The organism is Bradyrhizobium sp. AZCC 1610 (assembly GCF_036924515.1).
Taxonomy (GTDB): domain Bacteria; phylum Pseudomonadota; class Alphaproteobacteria; order Rhizobiales; family Xanthobacteraceae; genus Bradyrhizobium.
Genome location: NZ_JAZHRR010000001.1, coordinates 6,899,566 through 6,918,000, shown reverse-complemented (window position 1 = coordinate 6,918,000; position 18,435 = coordinate 6,899,566). Strand labels below are relative to the sequence as shown.

Sequence of the window (18,435 nt, the reverse complement as noted above, 5' to 3'; positions counted from 1 at the left end):
ATCCATGAGCGATACCATCCTGGATGTTCAAGGCCTCGTCGGCGGCTACGGCAAGATGACGATCCTCAATGGCACCAGCTTCTCGGTGCCCGCGGGCTCCATCACCACCGTGATCGGCCCGAACGGCGCCGGCAAATCCACCGTGTTCAAGGCGATCTTCGGCCTGTTGAAGCTGCGCGAAGGCAAGGTCCTGTTCAAGGGAAGGGACGTCACCGGGTTGAGCCAACGCGAATTGCTGACGTCAGGCATCTGCTACGTGCCGCAGGGACGCAATATTTTCCCGGAACTCTCGGTGCGCGATAACATCCAGCTCGGCGCCGTCGTGGCGGGGCGGGACATTACCGATCTGCCTGATCGGATCGAGGCGGCGCTGGATAAATTCCCGGTGCTGCGCAAGAAGGCAACCCAGCAGGCGTCGACGCTGTCGGGTGGCGAGCAGAAGCAGCTCGAGGTCGCGCGCGGCCTGTTGCTCAATCCGCAACTGGTGCTGATCGACGAGCCGTCGATCGGGCTTTCGCCGCTGATGGTGCAGCAGACCTTCAATATTTTGAAAGACCTTCGCGACCGCGGGGTATCGATCCTGATGATCGAGCAGAACGCGCGCTCGGCGCTGGAGATTTCCGATTACGGCATCGTGCTCGAACTCGGCCAGACCCGGCTTGTCGACACCGCGCAGCGCGTGCTGAACGATCCCCGCATCGGGCAATTGTTCCTGGGCGGCGCCATGACGGAAACTGCGGCATGAACAAGCGCTCGATCGCCACGGTTTCGCTGAGCGGCGCGCTCGACGAAAAGCTGCGCGCGATCGCCGCCGCCGGCTTCGATGCCGTCGAGATCTTCGAAAACGATTTGCTGTCGTTCAGCGGCAGCCCGCGGGACGTCGGTCAGATGTGCCGGGATCTCGGGCTTTCGATCTGCGCCTTCCAGCCATTCCGTGACTTCGAGGGCATGCCGGAGCCGCAGCGCACCCGCAATTTCGCGCGCGCCGAGCGCAAGTTCGACCTGATGCAGGAATTGCAGGCCGATCTGATGCTGATCTGCAGCAACATCTCGCCGGCCTCGCTCGGGGGCATCGACCGCGCGGCCGCTGATTTCCGCGAACTGGGTGAGCGGGCCGCCGCGCGGGGCTTGCGCGTCGGCTATGAGGCGCTCGCCTGGGGGCTTCACGTCAACGATTACCGCGACGCCTGGGAGATCGTGCGGCGCGCCAACCACAAGTCGATCGGCATCATTCTCGACAGTTTTCATGCGCTGGCGCCGTCGTTTCCCACGTTGCCGATTCAATCGATCCCCGCCGACAAGATCTTTCTGGTGCAACTGGCCGACGCGCCGAAACTCGGCCTCGACGTCTTGTCCTGGAGCCGGCACTTCCGCTGCTTCCCGGGCCAGGGCGACCTGCCGGTCGCGCAGTTCGTGAAAGACGTGCTCGCTACCGGCTATGCGGGCCCGCTGTCGCTGGAGATATTCAATGACCAGTTTCGCGCCGGCTCGGCGGTCCGCACCGCGACCGACGGGCTGCGCTCCCTCATCCTGCTCGAGGATGACGTCCGCGGCGCGGCGTCGGGCGCGCCTGCCATGCCGCTGCAACCGAAGGCGCGCAGCCGCGGCGTCGGCTTCATCGAATTCGCTATGAGCGAGGAAAAGGCCCGCGACCTCGCGGCGCTGTTTAGCCAGCTCGGCTTTCGCAAGACCGGCGCTCACCGCAGCAAGGACGTCGAACGCTGGTCGCAGGGCCATATTGACCTCGTGATCAATTGCGAGCCTGATGGTTTTGCGCATTCGCATTTTGTCGCCCATGGCCCCGGCGTCTGCGCCATCGCCGTTGATGTCGATGACGCCGCTAGCACCATGGCGCGCGCGGAAGCGTTGCAGGCGCGGACTTTCTACCAGCCGGTCGGGCCGGGCGAGCTCGAGATTCCAGCGATCCGCGGCGTCGGCGGTAGCCTGCTATATTTCCTGGAAGAGGCCGGCAAGAACTGGGACCTCGATTTCGAGCCGCTGCGTAGCGACGCGGCTACCGATAGGCTCGATGCCGTCGATCACATCTCGCAGTCGATGCCGTATGATGAGATGCTGTCGTGGCTGTTGTTCTACACCGGCATTCTCGATCTGGAACGCCTGCCGCAGATGGAGATCGCGGACCCGGTCGGGCTGGTGCAGAGCCAGGCGCTGATCAATGGCAATCAAGGCCTGCGCGTGGTGCTCAACGGTTCGTCCGCCACCCGAACGCTGTCAGCCCGCTTCATCCACGAATTCTTCGGTTCCGGCGTCCAGCACGTCGCGTTCTCCTGTCGCGATATCTTCGCCGCGGTCGCCGACATGCGCTCGCGCGGTGCGGACTTCCTGAAGATTCCCGATAATTATTACGACGACATCGAAGCCAAATACGGCCTCGACGCCGCGACCATGACAGCGCTTCGCGACAACCAAATTCTCTACGACCGCGAAGGCGATGGCGAATTCTTCCAGGTCTACACCCACGCCTTCGACGAGCGGTTTTTCTTCGAGATCGTCGAGCGGCGTGACTATCACGGCTTCGGCGCCGCCAACGCCGCGATCAGGCTCGCGGCCCAGACCCGGGAATCGCGGCCGCTGACCATGCCCAAGGCGTGACTAATCAGAATAGCAACAAGAAGACTGAAAGGGGAGCGAGACGATGTCGATCATGAACGGGAAGGGTATTCGCGCGGCATTGCTGCTTGCGGCCTGCGGCTATCTGACGCCGGCGCTGGCCGATACGCTTCCTTGCGATGACGGCATCAAGACGGCCTTTCGTCCTGACGCCGACACAAAGGTCGTCGCGGTTCGGCTGGTGAAGAAGGGCGAGGAGCTGAAGGCGCCCGACGCGCCGCAGCCGGTGACGGCAGCGGCCGACCTTTGCCTCGTGAAGCTGCTGGTCGGCCCCGGCGCCACGGCGGAAAAGGACAAGACTGCGCGCTCCTATTCGGAAGGTATCGGCATCGAGGTCTGGCTGCCGACGCACGTCAACTGGAACGAGCGCATCCGCAACTATGGCGGCGGCGGATGGGTCGGTGGCGGCCATCGCTATGCGGACAAGATCGGCAGCAAGGTGCCGGCCATCGTCAACGCCAACATCGGCTATGCCTCGGGCACGACGGATGCGGGCCAGCCCTGGTATCAGGATGGCTCGTTCGCATTTCTGTCCGATGGCAAGGTCAACGTGGAATCGCTTCGCGACTTTTCCGTGCGGGCCATGGTGGAGCAGGCCGTCAAGACCAAGGCGCTGGTCAGCCTCTATTACGGCAAGGCGCCTACATACACCTACTATGACGGCCATTCGCAGGGCGGCCGGCAGGGCATGAAGATTGCCCAGGAGTATCCGGAGCTCTACGACGGCTACATGATCGCCCAGCCGGCGTTAAACATCGCGAAGTTCGGCACGGCGGGACTCTATCCGCAGATCGTGATGCAGACCGAACTCGGCTTCACCGCGGCGAACAAGCCGGAGGCTGCAGCCTTCGCTACCAGGGTCGCTGCCGCCAGCAAGCGCGCGGTCGCCGTCTGTGACAAAGCGGGTCTTGGTTTCCTGCTTGATCCCTTCACCTGCGATTACAATCCGGCGCGCGATGCCGACATATTGTGTGCAGGCGTGGTCGGCGAAGGCGTGTCCGGCAGGAATAACGACGCGGCAACCTGCATGAATTTGAAGGAGGCGAATGCGCTGAATCGGATCTGGTACGGCGCCACCAGCGATGGAAGCTTTGACGCCGCGCAAAGCGCCGATGCGCGATCCGGCAAGTCGCTCGGCAAGAACCAGCTCTGGTGGACCTTCACCAAGGGCACCGCCATCGGCAATCAGATCACGAAGGCCGCTTCCCTCGGTGTCGCGCTGGCGCTGCAGGACGTCAGCTATGCCCCCGACGCCAGCACGGCATCGGGCGATCCGATTACGAACGTTTCGTCTGACGTGCGCAACAAATGGCGTGAGCTGGATTACGCCGGGCTCGCCGACGCCGTGAACAAGGGCGTCGCATTGCAGCCGACGCTGTTCAGCGACCTCATCACGGACAAGGCGGACCTAGGGAAGCTGCGCGATCTCGGCCGCAAGGTTATCGTCTACAGCGGGCTCGTCGATGACGCGATCCCGCCCGCCGGCAACATCAACTATCACGAGCGCGTGGTGGCGGCGATGGGCGGACACGCCGAGGTGCAGAAGTTCATGCGGATGTATCTCCTGCCGGGTTCGGCGCACTCCTCGCAAGGCCGGGCCTACACGGTTGGCAGCAAGAACGACGCCGTGCCGCTGCCGAAACTGCCCGGTAACGCCAACCAGACGCCGACGCGCGAGCAGGACCAGTTCTTCACCGCACTGGTGGATTGGGTCGAGAAAGGTGCGGCACCGGGCGAAATCCTGCTGACGTCGCGCGACAACAGCGTCAGCTATCCCGTCTGCGTCTATCCGCTGCGGACGACGTGGAACGGCAATGGGGATGCAAAGCAGGCGGCAAGCTATAGCTGCCGGTAGTTGTCCTTGCGCCGCCGTGGATTATCCGAGGTCTCGCCCGGTTACGACGTCGTCGTGATCGGCGCCGGAGCCGCCGGCATGTCGGCTGCGCTTTTTTCCGCCATTCGAGGCGCGAAAACGCTGCTGGTCGAGAAGACCGGATTTGTTGGCGGTACCTCCGCACTATCGGCTGGATCGATCTGGATATCCAATACGCGCCACGCGTCGGCGCTCGGTGCGACCGATAGCCCGGCGAACGTCGAAAAGTACCTGCAGCAGATCGTTGGAAACCATGCCGACGTTGCGCTGCGCGCAGCCTTCCTGAAGGCTGGTCCGGCGGCAATCGAGGTTCTGGAAAATCATTCCGAAGTGAAATTGCGGGCCTATGCTCGTCATCCCGACTATCGCTCGGAGCTTGAGGGCGCGGCGCTCGCCGGGCGCGCGCTGGAGCCGTTACCGTTCGACGGGCGGTTGCTTGGCGAGGCGTTCGAGCTGATTCGTCCACCATTGCCGGAGTTCACGCTGCTTGGCGGGATGATGGTCGACAGGACCGACATCGGTCACCTGCTGTCGTCGACGAAATCGATCGGATCATTGCTGCATTCCGTACGCCTCGTTGCGCGTTACGCACGCGACAAAGCGAGCCATGGCAGGGGCACGCGGCTCGTGATGGGTAATGCGCTGGTCGGCCGGCTTCTGTATTCTTTGATGCGTCAGGACGTGGATATCCTCACCGGTGCATCGCTCGCGAAGATCATCCGGGAACCCGACGGTCCCGTTACGGCCGCGAGTTTAACCTCGGGGGGAGTATCGCGCGAGATCGGCGTCAACGGCGCGCTGATTCTGGCGGGAGGCGGGTTCAACCTTCATGCCGGGCGGCGTCTCGCCGCGCTTGGAACTGAAGCCGGCTGGTCGTCCGTTGCGCCGGGCTCGAGCGGCGATGCGCAGGACAAGGCCCTTGAGATCGGTGCGCGCCTCAGCGAGCGCGACGTCAGCCCTGCATTCTGGGCGCCCGCATCGATCCGGCGGCGGCGTGACGGATCACAAGCGGTCTTTCCGCACTTCGTGCTCGACCGTGCCAAACCAGGGACGGTGGTTGTCGACAGCAACGGGCGTCGTTTCGTCAACGAAGCGATCTCCTATCACCAGTTTGCGTTGGAGATGCTGGCGAAGGGAAAATCGGCCATCCCGGCGTTTCTGATCGCGGATGCGGCTTCAGTCCGGAAGTATGGTCTTGGCATGGTGCGGCCTGGTGGCTGGGGCGCCAGCGCTGCTGTCGCCGACGGCTATCTCGCCGCCGCCGACACCATCGAGCAGCTTGCGCTACGATTGAACATCGATCCCGGTCAATTGCGCGAGACGGTCGACAGGATGAACCTGTATGCGCAAACTGGTCGTGATCCCGAATTTGGCAGGGGAAGCACTGTGTATCAAAATCACAACGGCGATGCGTCTGCGGGCGGGGCCAATCCCAACCTTGGCCGCATTGCGACGGCTCCCTTCTACGCGGTCCGGCTTTATCCTTCCGATATCGGCGCGTCGGCGGGCCTTGTAACGGACGAGGTTGCCCGCGTTCTCGATGCCGGCAATCAGCCGATTGCCGGCCTCTACGCTTGCGGAAATGAAATGCAGTCGATCATGGGCGGAACCTACCCCGGACCGGGGATCACGCTCGGACCGGCTATCGCGTTCGCCTATCTCGCGGCGTCGGATGCGGCTCGGCGCGTGGGTTTCGAATGATGCCGTCGTTTTCGCTTGCCGCGCTTACCGCGCTCGAACTTGCACCACCCGAATTGATCGACGTCGCCGCCGCCTGCGGCTACGACCACGTCGGACTCCGTCTTCTGCCTGCGATGCCCGGAGGCGTTGCCTATCCGCTGATGGAAGATGACGCGGCTTTGAGGGAAACCATCGCGCGGCTGGCCGCGACTGGTGTGACCGTTGCGGACCTGGAAGTGGTTGCCATCCGGCCGGAAACGGAAATCGCGGCGTTCTCGGCGTTCTTCGAGGCCGGAGCGCGCCTCCGCGCCAGGCATGTTCTGGTCGCGGCATACGATCCCGACCTGGACCGGTTTGCGGATCGCTTTGCCGGATTTTGCGAGGCTGCTGGGCCCCACGGATTGACCGCGGATCTCGAGTTCATGCCGTGGACGAGCGTGCCCGATCTTGAGACTGCCAAACGAATTGTCGAACGGGTTGCGCAAGCAAATGCCGGGGTTCTCGTGGATGCCCTGCATTTCGACCGGTCGCAAAGCCCGGTCGGCGACATCGCAACGATCCCCGCCGGCAGGCTTCACTATTGGCAATTATGCGACGCCCCGGCCGAACGGCCGGCGACACCAGAGGAAATGATACACGCCGCTCGCAACGAGCGGATGTTTCCCGGAGAGGGCGGCCTCGATCTCGTTTCGCTGATGCGAGCCATGCCGCCGGATATCGCAATCAGCATCGAGGTGCCGACCGCGACGCTCGCGCGGACGGTGGGTGCTGAGGCGCGGGCCCGGCGCGCACTCGAAGGGGCGAGGCGCATCGTCGCGGCGGCAAGGTAATTACCTCGGTTGACAATCGCTATCTGGTTATATAATAAATTAGTTATATAACCGATTTGAGATATACGATGCCGAGCCTCGATGCCGCTTTTTCCGCGCTGGCCGACCCGACACGCCGGGCGATCCTGGCGCGTCTCGCGCTGGGCGAAGCTACCGTCATGGAGCTGGCGGAGCCGTTCGAGATGACGCAGCCCGCCATCTCCCGACACCTCAAGGTGCTCGAAGGCGCAGGTCTCATCCTCCGGCGTGTCGAAGGCACGAAGCGGCCGTGCCGGCTGGCGCCGGCAGCCGTCAACGAGATCGACCAATGGCTTGCGATGCTCCGGCGAGCCCTGGCCGCGAACTACAACCGGTTGGACGACGTTCTGGCCGCCATGAAAACCGAAGAGTGAAAGGCAGTCCGATGAGCAAGTTGACGCTTAAGACCGAAGGCGACACCCACGTCGTTGTTACCAGGCACTTCGCCGCCACGCCGGAGGCGATGTATCGCGCGCACACCGAGCCGGCGCTGATCCAGAAGTGGCTGCTCGGTCCGGAGGGCTGGACGATGCCGGTTTGCATCAACGAGGCGCGACCGGGCGGCAAGATCCGGTACGAGTGGACGAACGGCGAAGGCGGCGGATTCTATTTGACTGGCGAGTATCTCGAACTGGTGCCATTCAGCCGGCTCGTTCATGTCGAGCGGATGCACATGCCCGATGCGACGCCGGACAACCATGTCGAAACGACCTTCGCGCCGGACGGGACCGGTACATTGATGACCATGCGGATGACCTTGCCCGATGCCGCGACGCGGGCCGCCATGCTGTCGACCGGCATGGAGCACGGAATGGAAGCGAGCTATGTCCGGCTTGAGACAACTCTCAAATCATAAGCAGCGCTCAACCACTGAACATGGGCCGTGCGCCACACCACGTGGCTGAAATGAGCGAAGAAGAACGTTTCAGCCAGACTTCTGAATTTGGAGAGCAACCGTGATCGAACCGCTTCGTATCGTTCAAACCAGGCCACAGCTCACGGCAATGATTCCGATCACGGTTCCGCGCGAAGACATTCACAAGGTCATGGGGCCCGGCCTTGCCGAACTGAAGGCGGCCGTCGCCGCGCAGCACGTTGCGGTCACGGGCCCGTGGTTCACTCACCATGTTCGCAATCCCGGTGAGGTGTTCGATTTCGAGATATGCCTGCCGGTCGCCACGCCCGTCGCGCCGGTAAATCGCCTGAAACCAGGGCAGTGGTCCGCGATGAATATCGTCCAGACCACCTATCACGGTGGCTACGAAGGCCTCGGCGGTGCGTGGGGCGAATTCATCGGCATGATCAAGGCGGCAGGACACAGAACCGTGGACGGCCTCTATGAAGCCTACTTGGTAGGCCCGGAGGAGAGCGCGGACACGAATGCCTGGCGGACGGTGCTCAGCAAGGAACTGGTGGAGGCTTAGAATAAACCAGTCTCGAAGCGGAGAAAATTCGCCGTGAGAAATTCTACTCCATCACCGCATGATCCGGCGCGGCCGACTGCTCACGCAACGTGGCCTTGCTAGAGCCGATCATGATCGCAAGCGGGATCGCGCAGGCGGTGAAGATCATCACCATCTGGTAGTCATACGAGAACGCGATGATCTGGGCCTGCACCTTGACCATCATGTCAGCCATGGCGCGGCCCTTGTCGGTGGCGAGATCGATCATGTCGCGCACGGCAGGCATCTGCAGGGCGTGATTGAACGGATTGATGTGCTCCGACAGGACCGCGTAGGTGTAGCGCGTGCCCTGCGTCAGTTGCGAGATCACGAGCGAGATCCCGATCGAGCTTGCGACATTGCGCATCAAGGTCAGCATCGAGGTGCCGTCGGTGCGCAGATGATTGGGCAGCGTCAGGAACGCCACTGTGGAGAGTGGCACGAACACCAGGCCGAAGCCAAAGCCCTGAACCACGCTGATGATCACGATCTCGGTCACGCCGGTCTGGTCGGTCCAGCCGGTCATGTAGAACAGCGAGGCTGCGGTCAGGCTGAGGCCTGCGACGATCAGCGTTCGTGCCTCGATATGGTTCATCATGCGGCCGACCAGCATCATCGCCACGAAAGTGCCGCAGCCGCGGCTCGCCAGCAGAAGCCCCGCTGTGATGATGGGGTAGCCAATCACGTTCTGCAGGAACGGCGAGGAAAGGGCCATGGTGGAGAACAGCACCAGCCCCATCACGGCCATGAATACGCAGCCGCCGACGAAATTCTTGTCCTTGAACAGCGCGAACTGAATGAACGGATGTTGCGTCGTTAGCGAATGCGCCAGGAAATAATAGAAGCCGATGCCGGCGATGATGAACTCGGCGATGATCTCGTTGGATTCCAGCCAGCCGAGCTGCTCGCCGCGGTCGAGCGCAAGCTGCAGCGCGCCGATCGCGATCGCCAGCGCGGTGAAGCCGAACCAGTCGAAGCGCAGGCCGAGGTCCTTTTTGGACTCGTCCATGAAGATGACAAGACCGAGCACCGTGAAGATGCCGAACGGCAGGTTGACGAAGAACACCCAATGCCAGGAATAGGTCTCGGTCAGCCAGGCGCCGAGCGACGGGCCCATGATCGGCCCCATCATCACGCCCATGCCCCAGATCGCCATCGCTTTCGCCCGCTCATGCAGCGCGTAGGAGTCGAGCATCACCGCCTGCGACAACGGTACCAGCGCCGCGCCGAACACGCCCTGCAGCAGGCGGAACAACACCATCTGGCCGATGTCCTGCGCCAGTCCGCACATCACGGAAGCAATGGTGAAGCCGGCCGAGCAGATGATGAAAATGCGCTTGCGGCCGAAGCGGTTGGCGATCCAACCCACAGGCGCGGTCATGATCGCGGCGGCGACGATATAGGAGGTGAGCACCCAGTTGATCTGGTCCTGCGACGCCGACAGCGTGCCCTGCATGTAGGGCAGCGCGACGTTGGCGATCGTTGTGTCGAGCGCCTGCATGATGGTCGCCGTCATGGCGCAGATCGTCACCATGCTCCGGCGCAGGCCGGGAACGGCAGCCGATGATGCGCCCGGTGTCGCCATGGCGCTATTCGTGGTCCTGGTTGGCTACCGCCGGCGACAGGCCGAGCAGGGCGGACAGCGAGCGGCGATGGTTGGTGTCGATCGTGGCGTAGACGCTCATGCCGGCCTTCAGCTTGCGGACGAACTTGTCGTTCTTGTCGAAATAGATCCGCACCGGCACGCGCTGCACCACCTTGACGAAATTGCCCGAGGCGTTCTGCGGCGGCAGGATCGCGAATTGCGCACCGGTGCCGGGCGAGAGCGAGCCGACCGTGCCCTTGAATGGGTGGTTGGGGAACGCGTCGACCTCGAGCGTGACGGACTGGCCGACCGCGACATAGGTGAAATCGGATTCCTTCGGGTTGGCGTCGACCCAGGGGTTCGAGGTGTCGATGATGCTGAACACCGGCGCGCCCGCCATCACGAAGCGGCCGAGCTGAATCTGTTCGACCTGCGTGGCGATGCCCGCCATCGGCGCGCGCATCACGGTGTGGTCGAGATTGCGCTGGGCCTGGTCGAGCGCCGCCTTGGCCTGGGCGTAGGGCGGGAATTCCTCGAGCGGCAGCTCCGGATTGCCAAGCAGTTGCGCTTTGGCGGTCGCGATCTTCTGCTGCAGCAACTGGAACTGGGCGCTCGCAGTCACCAGCGCTGTCGACGCATTGTCAAGGTCGAGCTGCGAACCGAAGTTGTTCTTCACCAGTGAAGACTTGCGTTCAACGTCGCGCCGCTTCAGGTCCATGCCCTGTTGCGAAAGCTCGCTCATCTGGCCGTAGATCCTGAGATCGGCGATCAGATTGTCGTAGGTGACCTTGGCCTGCGCGAGGTTGGCCCTGGCCTGCGCCACGGCGAGGCGGAACGGGACGGGATCGATCTCGAACAGCACGTCGCCCGGACCAACCTGCTGGCCCTCCTTCACCACGACCTTCTCGATCTTGCCGGAGATATCGGGCGTGATCAGAACCTTCTGCGCGCCGACATAGGCGTCGTCGGTGGTCACGTAGCGGCCGCCATTGAGATAGAACGTCACACCGGCGACCAGTGCGACCAGCGGCAACACTACCAGCAGCAGGAAGCGGCGGTAGCGGCGCATGCCGGCCATCAGGCGGCGGCGCGGCTCGGCCGCCAGTTTCGGCCGTGGCGTCGCAGGATTGCCCTTCTGCTCAGGTGGGAATTTGAGCACGGGATCAGCCATAACGCTGCTCCTTTCGCGGAGGTTCGTTCGCCGGATTCTGGATCGCGTTGCGAACGTTCTCCTTGATCAGGTCGAGTTGGTCGAGCAGGCGGTGGGCGTCGGCGGGGTTGATGCCGTCGAGCGCGGTCGCCGTCAGTTCGGAGCGAAGCCCGGCGAGTTTGCCGAGCAGTGGCCGCGCAGCCTTGCGCAGATAGAGGCGGTTGACGCGGCGGTCGTTCTCGTCGCCGCGGCGTTCGATCCAGCCATTGTCGCAGAGCTTGTCGATCAGCCGCGTCAGCGTGATCGGCTGCATCTCCATCAATTCAGCGAGTTCCGACTGCTTCAAACCCTCGCTGCGTTCGACCTTGGCCAGAACCGCCCATTGTGCGCGAGTGATGCCGTAGCGCGCCGCCTGCCTGTCGGCATAGGCACGCACCATTCGCTGCACCTCGCCGAGCGTGAACAGGAAGTTCATATCCACGGAACCGCGCATGGCCTCAGCCTCCATAAGCTTGCGATATAATAAGCTTGCTTATGAATTCTGCATGGCGAGTTAGCAATGGCCTGATCCGCTTCCAGCACATGGCTGGGAACCAAGGAGCTTTGGGATTGGCCCGCGAACTGATACAAAAGCCCGATATGACCCTGACGAAACCGACATTTCCCGCGCCCGACCACGATCACGGCCGCTGCACTGCGGAAGCGATCGCGCATGCCGAACAGGTTTGCGCGCGGCGGGCGCAGAAGTTCACGCCGATCCGGCGCCAGGTGCTGCAGGCGCTGCTCTCGAGCCACCGGCCGCTCGGCGCCTATGAGGTGATCGACGAACTCGCCAAATCGATGCCGCGGCCGGCGCCAATCACGGTCTACCGCGCGCTCGATTTTTTGATGGAGAACGGCCTCGTCCACCGGATCGAGAGCCGCAATGCATTCCTCGCCTGCGCGCATGACCATGACGAAACCTCGATGGTGGCGTTCCTGATCTGCGATCATTGCGGTTCCGTTGGCGAAATTCCGGCGGCGCCGGTGGCGCAAAGCCTTAATGCGGCGGCGCGGGCCACGGGTTTCGCACCAAAGCTCTCCGTCGTCGAGATCGCCGGCACCTGCGCGCACTGCCAGAAATAGAGAACACGGCGGATAAGCCGGCCGCGAGGATCGATGTCTTCCAAACCAATAGAACCGTCCGCCGGGCGTGCGCTCACCCCGGGGGCGATCGCCTTGATGCTGATGCTGTGCCTGAGCTGGGGCTTCAACCAGATCGCGGTGAAGCTGGTGTTGCCGGAGGTGCCGCCGATGCTGCAGGCATTGAGCCGCTCTGTCGGCGCGTTGCCGGTGTTGCTCGCGATCGGCTGGTTCCGCGGTGTGAAATTCTTCGAGCGCGACGGGACGCTGTGGCCCGGCGTGAGCGCGGGGGTGATCTTCGGTATCGAATTCGTTCTGATCTATCGCGGCCTGCTGCTGACATCGGCGTCGCGTGCAGTGGTGTTTCTGTATACGGCACCATTCTTCGTCGCGCTCGGCTCGTATGTCTTTCTCGGCGAACGGCTGCGGGCGCCGCAATGGGGCGGCCTGGCCCTGAGCTTCGCCGGGGTCGCGCTGGCGATCGGCGTCCCGCAGGCCAATGTCGATGCGAAGGTCCTGCTGGGCGACCTCCTGATCGTCGCCGGCGGCGCGCTCTGGGCGGCCACGACGCTGATCGTCAAGACCACCGCGCTGATCAAGGCCCCCGCGGAGAAGGGGCTCGGCTATCAGGTGGCGCTATCGATCCCGATTCTCGCGCTTGCCGCGTGGATATCGGACGAAACCATCTCCCAAGTTCCGGGGCCGCTGTCGCTGTCGCTGCTGGCCTATCAGGCGTTCTGGGTGGTGGGTCTGACGTTCCTGTTGTGGTTCGCGCTGGTGAAAACCTACTCAGCCAGCAAACTGTCAGCCTTCACCTTCGTCACGCCGCTGTTCGGCGTCGCCGCCAGCTATTTCATCCTGCATGATACGCTGACCATCGCCTTCGGCGTCGCGGCGCTGCTGGTCATTGCCGGGCTCTATCTCGTGAACAAGCCGGATCCGAAGGTCGTGCCGGATCCGAACCTGCCGGCGTGATGAGTCCGTCATTGCGAGCGAAGCGAAGCAATCCATCTTTCCACCTGCGCTGAAAGATGGATTGCTTCGTCGCTATCGCTCCTCGCAATGACGTGGAGAGAGCCTACCCGGTCTCGATCGGTAACGACGCATCCTTGGCCCATTCGCCCATCGAGCCGTCGTAAAGGGTGAGCTTGTCGTAGCCGAGCTGGTGCAGCAGGAACAGATCGATCGTCGCCGAGATGCCGCCGCCGCAATAGGCGACCACGCGCTTGTCTCTGGTGATGCCCTGCGCCTTGAATTTTGCTTCCGCCTCGGCCAGTGGGATGAACGCCTTGGTCTTGGGATCGAGCAGCGTCGCGGCCGACACGTTGCAACTGCCGGGGACACGGCCAGGCCGGCCGTAGCGGCTGGGCTCGAGGCCTTTATGGAATTGCGGTCCGAGCGCGTTGACGACGATAGTGCCCTGCTCGGAAGTGGCAGCGAGCGTTTCGTGCTTGTCGACAAAAAATCCCGGCTTTGGTTTGGCGGTGAAGGTCGCGGGCCCGTGTCCCTTCGCCGGTCCGGTTTCGAGCGGGCGGCCTTCGGCCTTCCATTTGTCGAGCCCGCCGTCGAGCACCGCGACGCTCTCGAAGCCGAGCGATTTGAGCATCCACCAGAACCGCGTCGCCCACATCGGTGAGCCGATGCTGTACAGCACCACCACCCGGCTACCGTTGGATACGCCGTGACGGCCGAACGCAGCCTCGAGATACGCAACATCCGGCATCATGAAGCGAAGCTCGATATCGGGATCGGAGAACTCGCCCTGCAGATCCAGAAAATCCGCACCCGGAATATGCCCGGCTTCGAACGTGAGACGTCCGGGTACAGTGAGATAGGGCTGGCCAGCGCCTTCGGGCGCGGGTTCGAGGTAGGTAGTGCAGTCGAACAGGCGCAGGTCGGCCTGGCCCAGAATATCAGCGAGTTCCGCGGTAGAGATGAGCCCGTTACGCCCCGACATTGTTGGCCTCCCGTTATTTGAGGCCGATGCTAGGGCCCGCATCGGGCTATGAAAAGGCGGCCGGGAAGTACGCTCGCCCTTTCAATTCGGCGATTCCTGTCCAATATAGCTGATAACGGAAGTCGCGGTATTTCGCCCGGCTTCCGGCCGCCGTGGCCGGCCTAAGCTATTGAATATGCAATGCAAAAATCCGAAGTGTGACGGGGCGCACAGACCCTTCGCCATCCCCTTGGTGAATGTCACCAAAACCTGATATTCGAGGCCCCATGAACAAGCCCGAAATAATTCCGCAAGACGACGTCGCCGGCCCCAAGGCCCGGCATAAAACCACCCAGGTCATGGTCGGCAATGTTGCCGTCGGCGGGGGGGCGCCGATCGTCGTGCAGTCGATGACCAATACCGACACCGCCGATGTCGATGGCACGATCGCGCAGGTCGCGGCCCTGTCGCGCGCCGGATCGGAAATGGTGCGCATCACCGTCGATCGTGAGGAGGCGGCTGCCGCCGTTCCGCATATTCGCGACGGCCTGCGCAAGCGCGGCATCACCACGCCCCTGATCGGCGACTTCCATTATATCGGCCACAAGCTGCTCGCCGATTATCCGGCCTGCGCCGAGGCGCTCGACAAATACCGCATCAATCCCGGCAATGTCGGCTTCAAGAACAAGCGCGACACGCAGTTCGCCGACATCATCGAGATCGCCAACAAGAACGACAAGCCGGTCCGCATCGGCGCGAACTGGGGTTCGCTCGACCAGGAACTGCTGACCAAGCTGATGGACGAGAATACGGCTTCAGCCAACCCGCGCGACGCCCGCGCGGTGACCCGCGAGGCCATGGTGCAGTCGGCGCTCTTGTCGGCCGCCCGCGCGCAAGAGCTCGGCATGCCCAAGAACCGCATGATCCTGTCGGCGAAGGTTTCCGCCGTGCAGGACCTGATCGCGGTCTATCAGACGCTCGCCTCGCGTTCGGACTACGCGATCCACCTCGGCCTCACCGAGGCCGGCATGGGATCGAAGGGCATCGTGGCGTCGTCCGCGGCGCTCGGCATTCTGCTGCAGGACGGTATCGGCGACACCATCCGCATTTCGCTCACCCCCGAGCCCGGCGGCGACCGCACGCTGGAAGTGCAGGTCGCGCAGGAACTGCTGCAGACCATGGGCTTCCGCACCTTCGTGCCGCTGGTTGCGGCATGCCCGGGCTGCGGCCGCACCACCTCGACCACGTTCCAGGAACTGGCGCGGTCGATCCAGGATTTCATCCGCGAGGAAATGCCGGGCTGGAAGACGCAATATCCCGGCGTCGAATCGCTCAACGTTGCGGTGATGGGCTGCATCGTCAACGGCCCCGGCGAGTCCAAGCACGCCAATATCGGCATCTCCTTGCCCGGCACCGGCGAAGCCCCGGCCGCGCCGGTGTTCGTCGACGGCAAGAAGTTCCGCACCCTGCGCGGGCCCACGATTGCCGCCGACTTCAAGGCGCTGGTGATCGACTATATCGACCAGCGTTATGGCGCGGCCAGCAAGACGCCGGAGACGGCGGCGGCGGAGTAAAGCCGCAGCAAACGTAGCCCGGATGGAGCGGAGCGAAATCCGGGGCCTTTCTCGCGCGTAGATGTACTGATCCCGGATTGCGCTTCGCTCCATCCGGGCTACGATGGCTGAAAACAACAACCATCGGAGAAACGCCATGAGTTCGTTGTCCGGCAAGCAAGGTCCGCGCTATCGGCACACCGCCGGCGACACCGAGCCCTACGAGACCATCGACGTCGAGAAACTGACGCCGATCATCGGCGCGGAGATTTCGGGCGTCGATATCGGCAAGCTGGTCTCGGACGACGCGCGCTCCAATCGGCAGATGGACGAGATCCACCGCGCGCTCGCCGAAAACCTCGTGATCTTCTTCCGCGACCAGCACATCACGCCGGCCCAGCACCTCGCCTTCGGGCGCAAGTTCGGCGAATTGCATGTGCATCCGGCGGCGCCCAACGAGGGCGACCCGGCGCTGATGAAGATCTATGCCGACAAGGATTCGCCGCGCGCCAATGGCGAGGGCTGGCACACCGACGTGTCCTGCGACGTCGAGCCGCCGATGGGATCGATCCTCTATATCAAGCAGTGCCCGCCGCGCGGCGGCGACACGTTGTTCGCCAACATGTACGCCGCTTACGAGGCGCTGTCGGACCGGATGAAGGCCTATCTCGATGGGCTCACCGCGCTGCACGATGGTGAGCAGACCTATCGCGGGCTCTACGCCAATTACGGCGTTGCCGATCGGGTGGACTATCCGCGCGCCGAGCATCCGGTGGTGCGTACCCATCCGGTGACGGGCAGGAAAGCGCTCTACGTCAACCGCGGCTTCACCCGTTTCATCGTCGGCATTCCCCGCGACGAGAGCGACGCCATGCTGGCCTATCTCTACCAGCACGCGGAAAACCCGCTGTTCCAGTGCCGCTTCCGCTGGACCGAAAACGCCATCGCGTTCTGGGACAACCGCTGCGCCCAGCACCGCGCGATGTGGGACTACTGGCCGCACACAAGGTCAGGCACGCGGGTGACGGTGAGGGGCGAGCGGCCGGTGTAAGGCGGGGCCCACGCTTTGCATCCACGATGGGTCCCGGCTCTGCAGCGCGTCACCATAGCGCGTCGAAGACGCGCGTAAACGCGCTGATGGTGCCGCGCTGCGTCCGGGACACGAGAGTGGGACGAGCGTTGACGTTATCGGCAGCCCGCGTCAATCTTCTGCAAACTCAGAACAACATCCGGAGGTCCCCCCATGCTCCGCGCCGAAGACAACAAATTCCTCACCGAAAGCGGTGCAGGTACCGGCATGGGCGAATTACTGCGCCGCTTCTGGATTCCCGTGCTGCTGTCGGAAGAGTTGCCCGAGCCTGACGGCACCCCGAAGAAGATCGTCGTCATGGGCGAGGAGCTGCTCGCCTTCCGCGATACGCGCGGTGTGGTCGGCGTCATCGATCAATATTGCCCGCACCGCGGCGCCAATCTCTGGCTCGGGCGCAACGAGGAATGCGGCATCCGCTGCGTCTATCACGGCTGGAAGTTCGATACCGACGGGCGCTGCGTCGACATGCCGACCTCCTATCCCGACCTCAACGCCAAGGATCTGATCCGCATCAAGTCCTATCCGGTGCGCGAATGGGGCGACATGATCTGGGCCTATATGGGCCCGGCGGAGCAGGTGCCCGAATTGCCCGCGCTGGAAATGGCGCTGGTGCCGCCTTCGCACCGTTACGTTTCGAAGAAATGGCAGGACTGTAACTGGGTGCAGGCGCTGGAAGGCTCGATCGACACCGCGCATTTCACCTTCGCGCATCTCTCCTTCGAAAAGGAAGAGAACGAGATCCTCGACATCAAGAGGCACTTTGTGAATCCGCTGACGCGGGTCGCGACCGACCACATGCGATGGATCGCCGAAGACCCGCGCCCGGTGATCAAGATCAATCCGCACGAGGCCGGCCTGACGGTCGCGGGAGGGCGATTGACCGGCTCCGACAACATTTACTGGCGTATAGCCCAGTTCCTGATGCCGGTGCATGCCTATGCGCCGAGCTCGATGCCCGGCGAGAATATTTTCGGCCAGAGCTTCATTCCGGTGAACGATACGAGCTGTTGGATCTTCACCTATGCGTGGAATCCGGAACGTCCGCTGACGCAGGCGGAGCGCGATGGCTATGACCGCGGCAACGGCGTGATGTCGGAGGTCGACGAGAACTATATTCCGCTGCGAAACAAGTCGAACGATTACCTGATCGATCGCCAGCTGCAGAAGACCAAGAGCTACACCGGCATCAAGGGCGTGTCCGAACAGGACGCCGCCGTGCAGGACAGCCAGGGGCCGATCGCCGACCGCACCCGCGAACATCTCGGCCCGACCGATCTCGGCATCATGCATTTCCGGAAACTGGTAATGGATGCCGCCCGCGCGTTGCAGAAAGGCGAGGCGCCGTCGCACCTCAAGCATCAGGATCGTTATGCGGTGCGATCCGGTGCCTGCGTCACCAGCAAGGCCAAGGACCTCACCGCGGTCATGATCGAGCGGTTCGGCGACGCGGCGGGCCATGTCGGTCGGCCCGGCAGGAACGCGGCGGCGGAGTAGGGATCTGTCGATCGTCGCTGCCGCTGCGCAA

General features: G+C 63.2%; 17 protein-coding genes. 13 read left to right on the top strand and 4 right to left on the bottom strand.

Annotated elements, in window-relative coordinates; translation table 11 throughout:
• Nucleotides 1–4 precede the first annotated feature (4 nt).
• From V1279_RS33880 to V1279_RS33845, 8 genes are all read left to right on the top strand, one after another.
• Nucleotides 5–745, top strand: a complete 741-nt coding sequence (locus V1279_RS33880) for an ABC transporter ATP-binding protein (RefSeq protein ID WP_334444983.1) — start codon at nt 5–7, stop codon at nt 743–745.
• A complete protein-coding gene (locus tag V1279_RS33875) occupies nt 742–2,613 on the top strand; it encodes a bifunctional sugar phosphate isomerase/epimerase/4-hydroxyphenylpyruvate dioxygenase family protein (protein WP_334444981.1) in 1,872 nt (623 codons plus the stop codon). The genes V1279_RS33880 and V1279_RS33875 overlap by 4 nt, the downstream gene beginning before the upstream one ends.
• 43 nt (nt 2,614–2,656) lie before the next feature.
• Nucleotides 2,657–4,486 (top strand): tannase/feruloyl esterase family alpha/beta hydrolase, encoded by a 1,830-nt coding sequence (locus tag V1279_RS33870; protein ID WP_334444979.1) that lies wholly within the window; start codon nt 2,657–2,659, stop codon nt 4,484–4,486.
• A gap of 6 nt (nt 4,487–4,492) precedes the next feature.
• Nucleotides 4,493–6,205, top strand: a complete 1,713-nt coding sequence (locus V1279_RS33865; protein WP_334444977.1) for an FAD-dependent oxidoreductase — start codon at nt 4,493–4,495, stop codon at nt 6,203–6,205.
• Nucleotides 6,206–6,258: 53 nt separating this feature from the next.
• On the top strand, nt 6,259–7,014 hold the full coding sequence (locus tag V1279_RS33860; RefSeq protein ID WP_334444975.1) for a sugar phosphate isomerase/epimerase family protein: 756 nt from the start codon (nt 6,259–6,261) through the stop codon (nt 7,012–7,014).
• Between the two features lie 68 nt (nt 7,015–7,082).
• Nucleotides 7,083–7,406 carry an ArsR/SmtB family transcription factor gene (locus tag V1279_RS33855; RefSeq protein WP_334444973.1) on the top strand — a complete coding sequence of 108 codons (324 nt, stop codon included), beginning with the start codon at nt 7,083–7,085 and terminating at the stop codon, nt 7,404–7,406.
• Between the two features lie 11 nt (nt 7,407–7,417).
• A complete protein-coding gene (locus V1279_RS33850) occupies nt 7,418–7,888 on the top strand; it encodes an SRPBCC domain-containing protein (protein WP_334444971.1) in 471 nt (156 codons plus the stop codon).
• A 100-nt stretch (nt 7,889–7,988) separates the two neighbouring features.
• Nucleotides 7,989–8,456, top strand: coding sequence for a GyrI-like domain-containing protein (locus tag V1279_RS33845; protein ID WP_334444969.1), 468 nt, complete (start codon nt 7,989–7,991; stop codon nt 8,454–8,456).
• A 43-nt stretch (nt 8,457–8,499) separates the two neighbouring features.
• On the opposite strand, the gene V1279_RS33840 is transcribed toward V1279_RS33845, so the two are convergent.
• From V1279_RS33840 to V1279_RS33830, 3 genes are read right to left on the bottom strand one after another with little or no spacing between them, the layout of a single operon-like run.
• The gene (locus tag V1279_RS33840) at nt 8,500–10,059 is read right to left on the bottom strand and encodes an MDR family MFS transporter (protein ID WP_334444967.1); all 1,560 of its coding nucleotides are present in this window, start codon (nt 10,057–10,059) and stop codon (nt 8,500–8,502) included.
• A gap of 4 nt (nt 10,060–10,063) precedes the next feature.
• Nucleotides 10,064–11,230 (bottom strand): HlyD family secretion protein, encoded by a 1,167-nt coding sequence (locus V1279_RS33835; protein ID WP_334444965.1) that lies wholly within the window; start codon nt 11,228–11,230, stop codon nt 10,064–10,066.
• A complete protein-coding gene (locus V1279_RS33830; protein WP_442894853.1) occupies nt 11,223–11,717 on the bottom strand; it encodes a MarR family winged helix-turn-helix transcriptional regulator in 495 nt (164 codons plus the stop codon). The genes V1279_RS33835 and V1279_RS33830 overlap by 8 nt, the downstream gene beginning before the upstream one ends.
• 131 nt (nt 11,718–11,848) lie before the next feature.
• Between V1279_RS33830 and V1279_RS33825 the strand changes: the two genes are divergently transcribed.
• Nucleotides 11,849–12,334, top strand: a complete 486-nt coding sequence (locus V1279_RS33825; protein WP_334444961.1) for a Fur family transcriptional regulator — start codon at nt 11,849–11,851, stop codon at nt 12,332–12,334.
• A 33-nt stretch (nt 12,335–12,367) separates the two neighbouring features.
• Nucleotides 12,368–13,306 (top strand): DMT family transporter, encoded by a 939-nt coding sequence (locus V1279_RS33820; protein WP_334444959.1) that lies wholly within the window; start codon nt 12,368–12,370, stop codon nt 13,304–13,306.
• 103 nt (nt 13,307–13,409) lie between these two features.
• Here V1279_RS33820 and V1279_RS33815 read toward each other — a convergent pair whose 3' ends face one another.
• Nucleotides 13,410–14,288: a sulfurtransferase gene (locus V1279_RS33815; protein WP_334444957.1), complete on the bottom strand. Its 879-nt coding sequence runs from the start codon at nt 14,286–14,288 to the stop codon at nt 13,410–13,412.
• 266 nt (nt 14,289–14,554) lie between these two features.
• On the opposite strand from V1279_RS33815, the gene ispG reads away from it, so the two are divergent.
• The 3 genes from ispG to V1279_RS33800 all read left to right on the top strand — a co-directional run bounded on the left by ispG (nt 14,555) and on the right by V1279_RS33800 (nt 18,404).
• Entirely contained in the window at nt 14,555–15,841 is a 1,287-nt protein-coding gene (gene ispG, locus V1279_RS33810; protein ID WP_334444955.1) for a flavodoxin-dependent (E)-4-hydroxy-3-methylbut-2-enyl-diphosphate synthase, read from the top strand.
• 136 nt (nt 15,842–15,977) lie between these two features.
• Nucleotides 15,978–16,871 (top strand): TauD/TfdA dioxygenase family protein, encoded by an 894-nt coding sequence (locus tag V1279_RS33805; protein WP_334444953.1) that lies wholly within the window; start codon nt 15,978–15,980, stop codon nt 16,869–16,871.
• A gap of 192 nt (nt 16,872–17,063) precedes the next feature.
• Nucleotides 17,064–18,404: a Rieske 2Fe-2S domain-containing protein gene (locus V1279_RS33800; RefSeq protein WP_334444951.1), complete on the top strand. Its 1,341-nt coding sequence runs from the start codon at nt 17,064–17,066 to the stop codon at nt 18,402–18,404.
• Nucleotides 18,405–18,435: the final 31 nt, after the last annotated feature.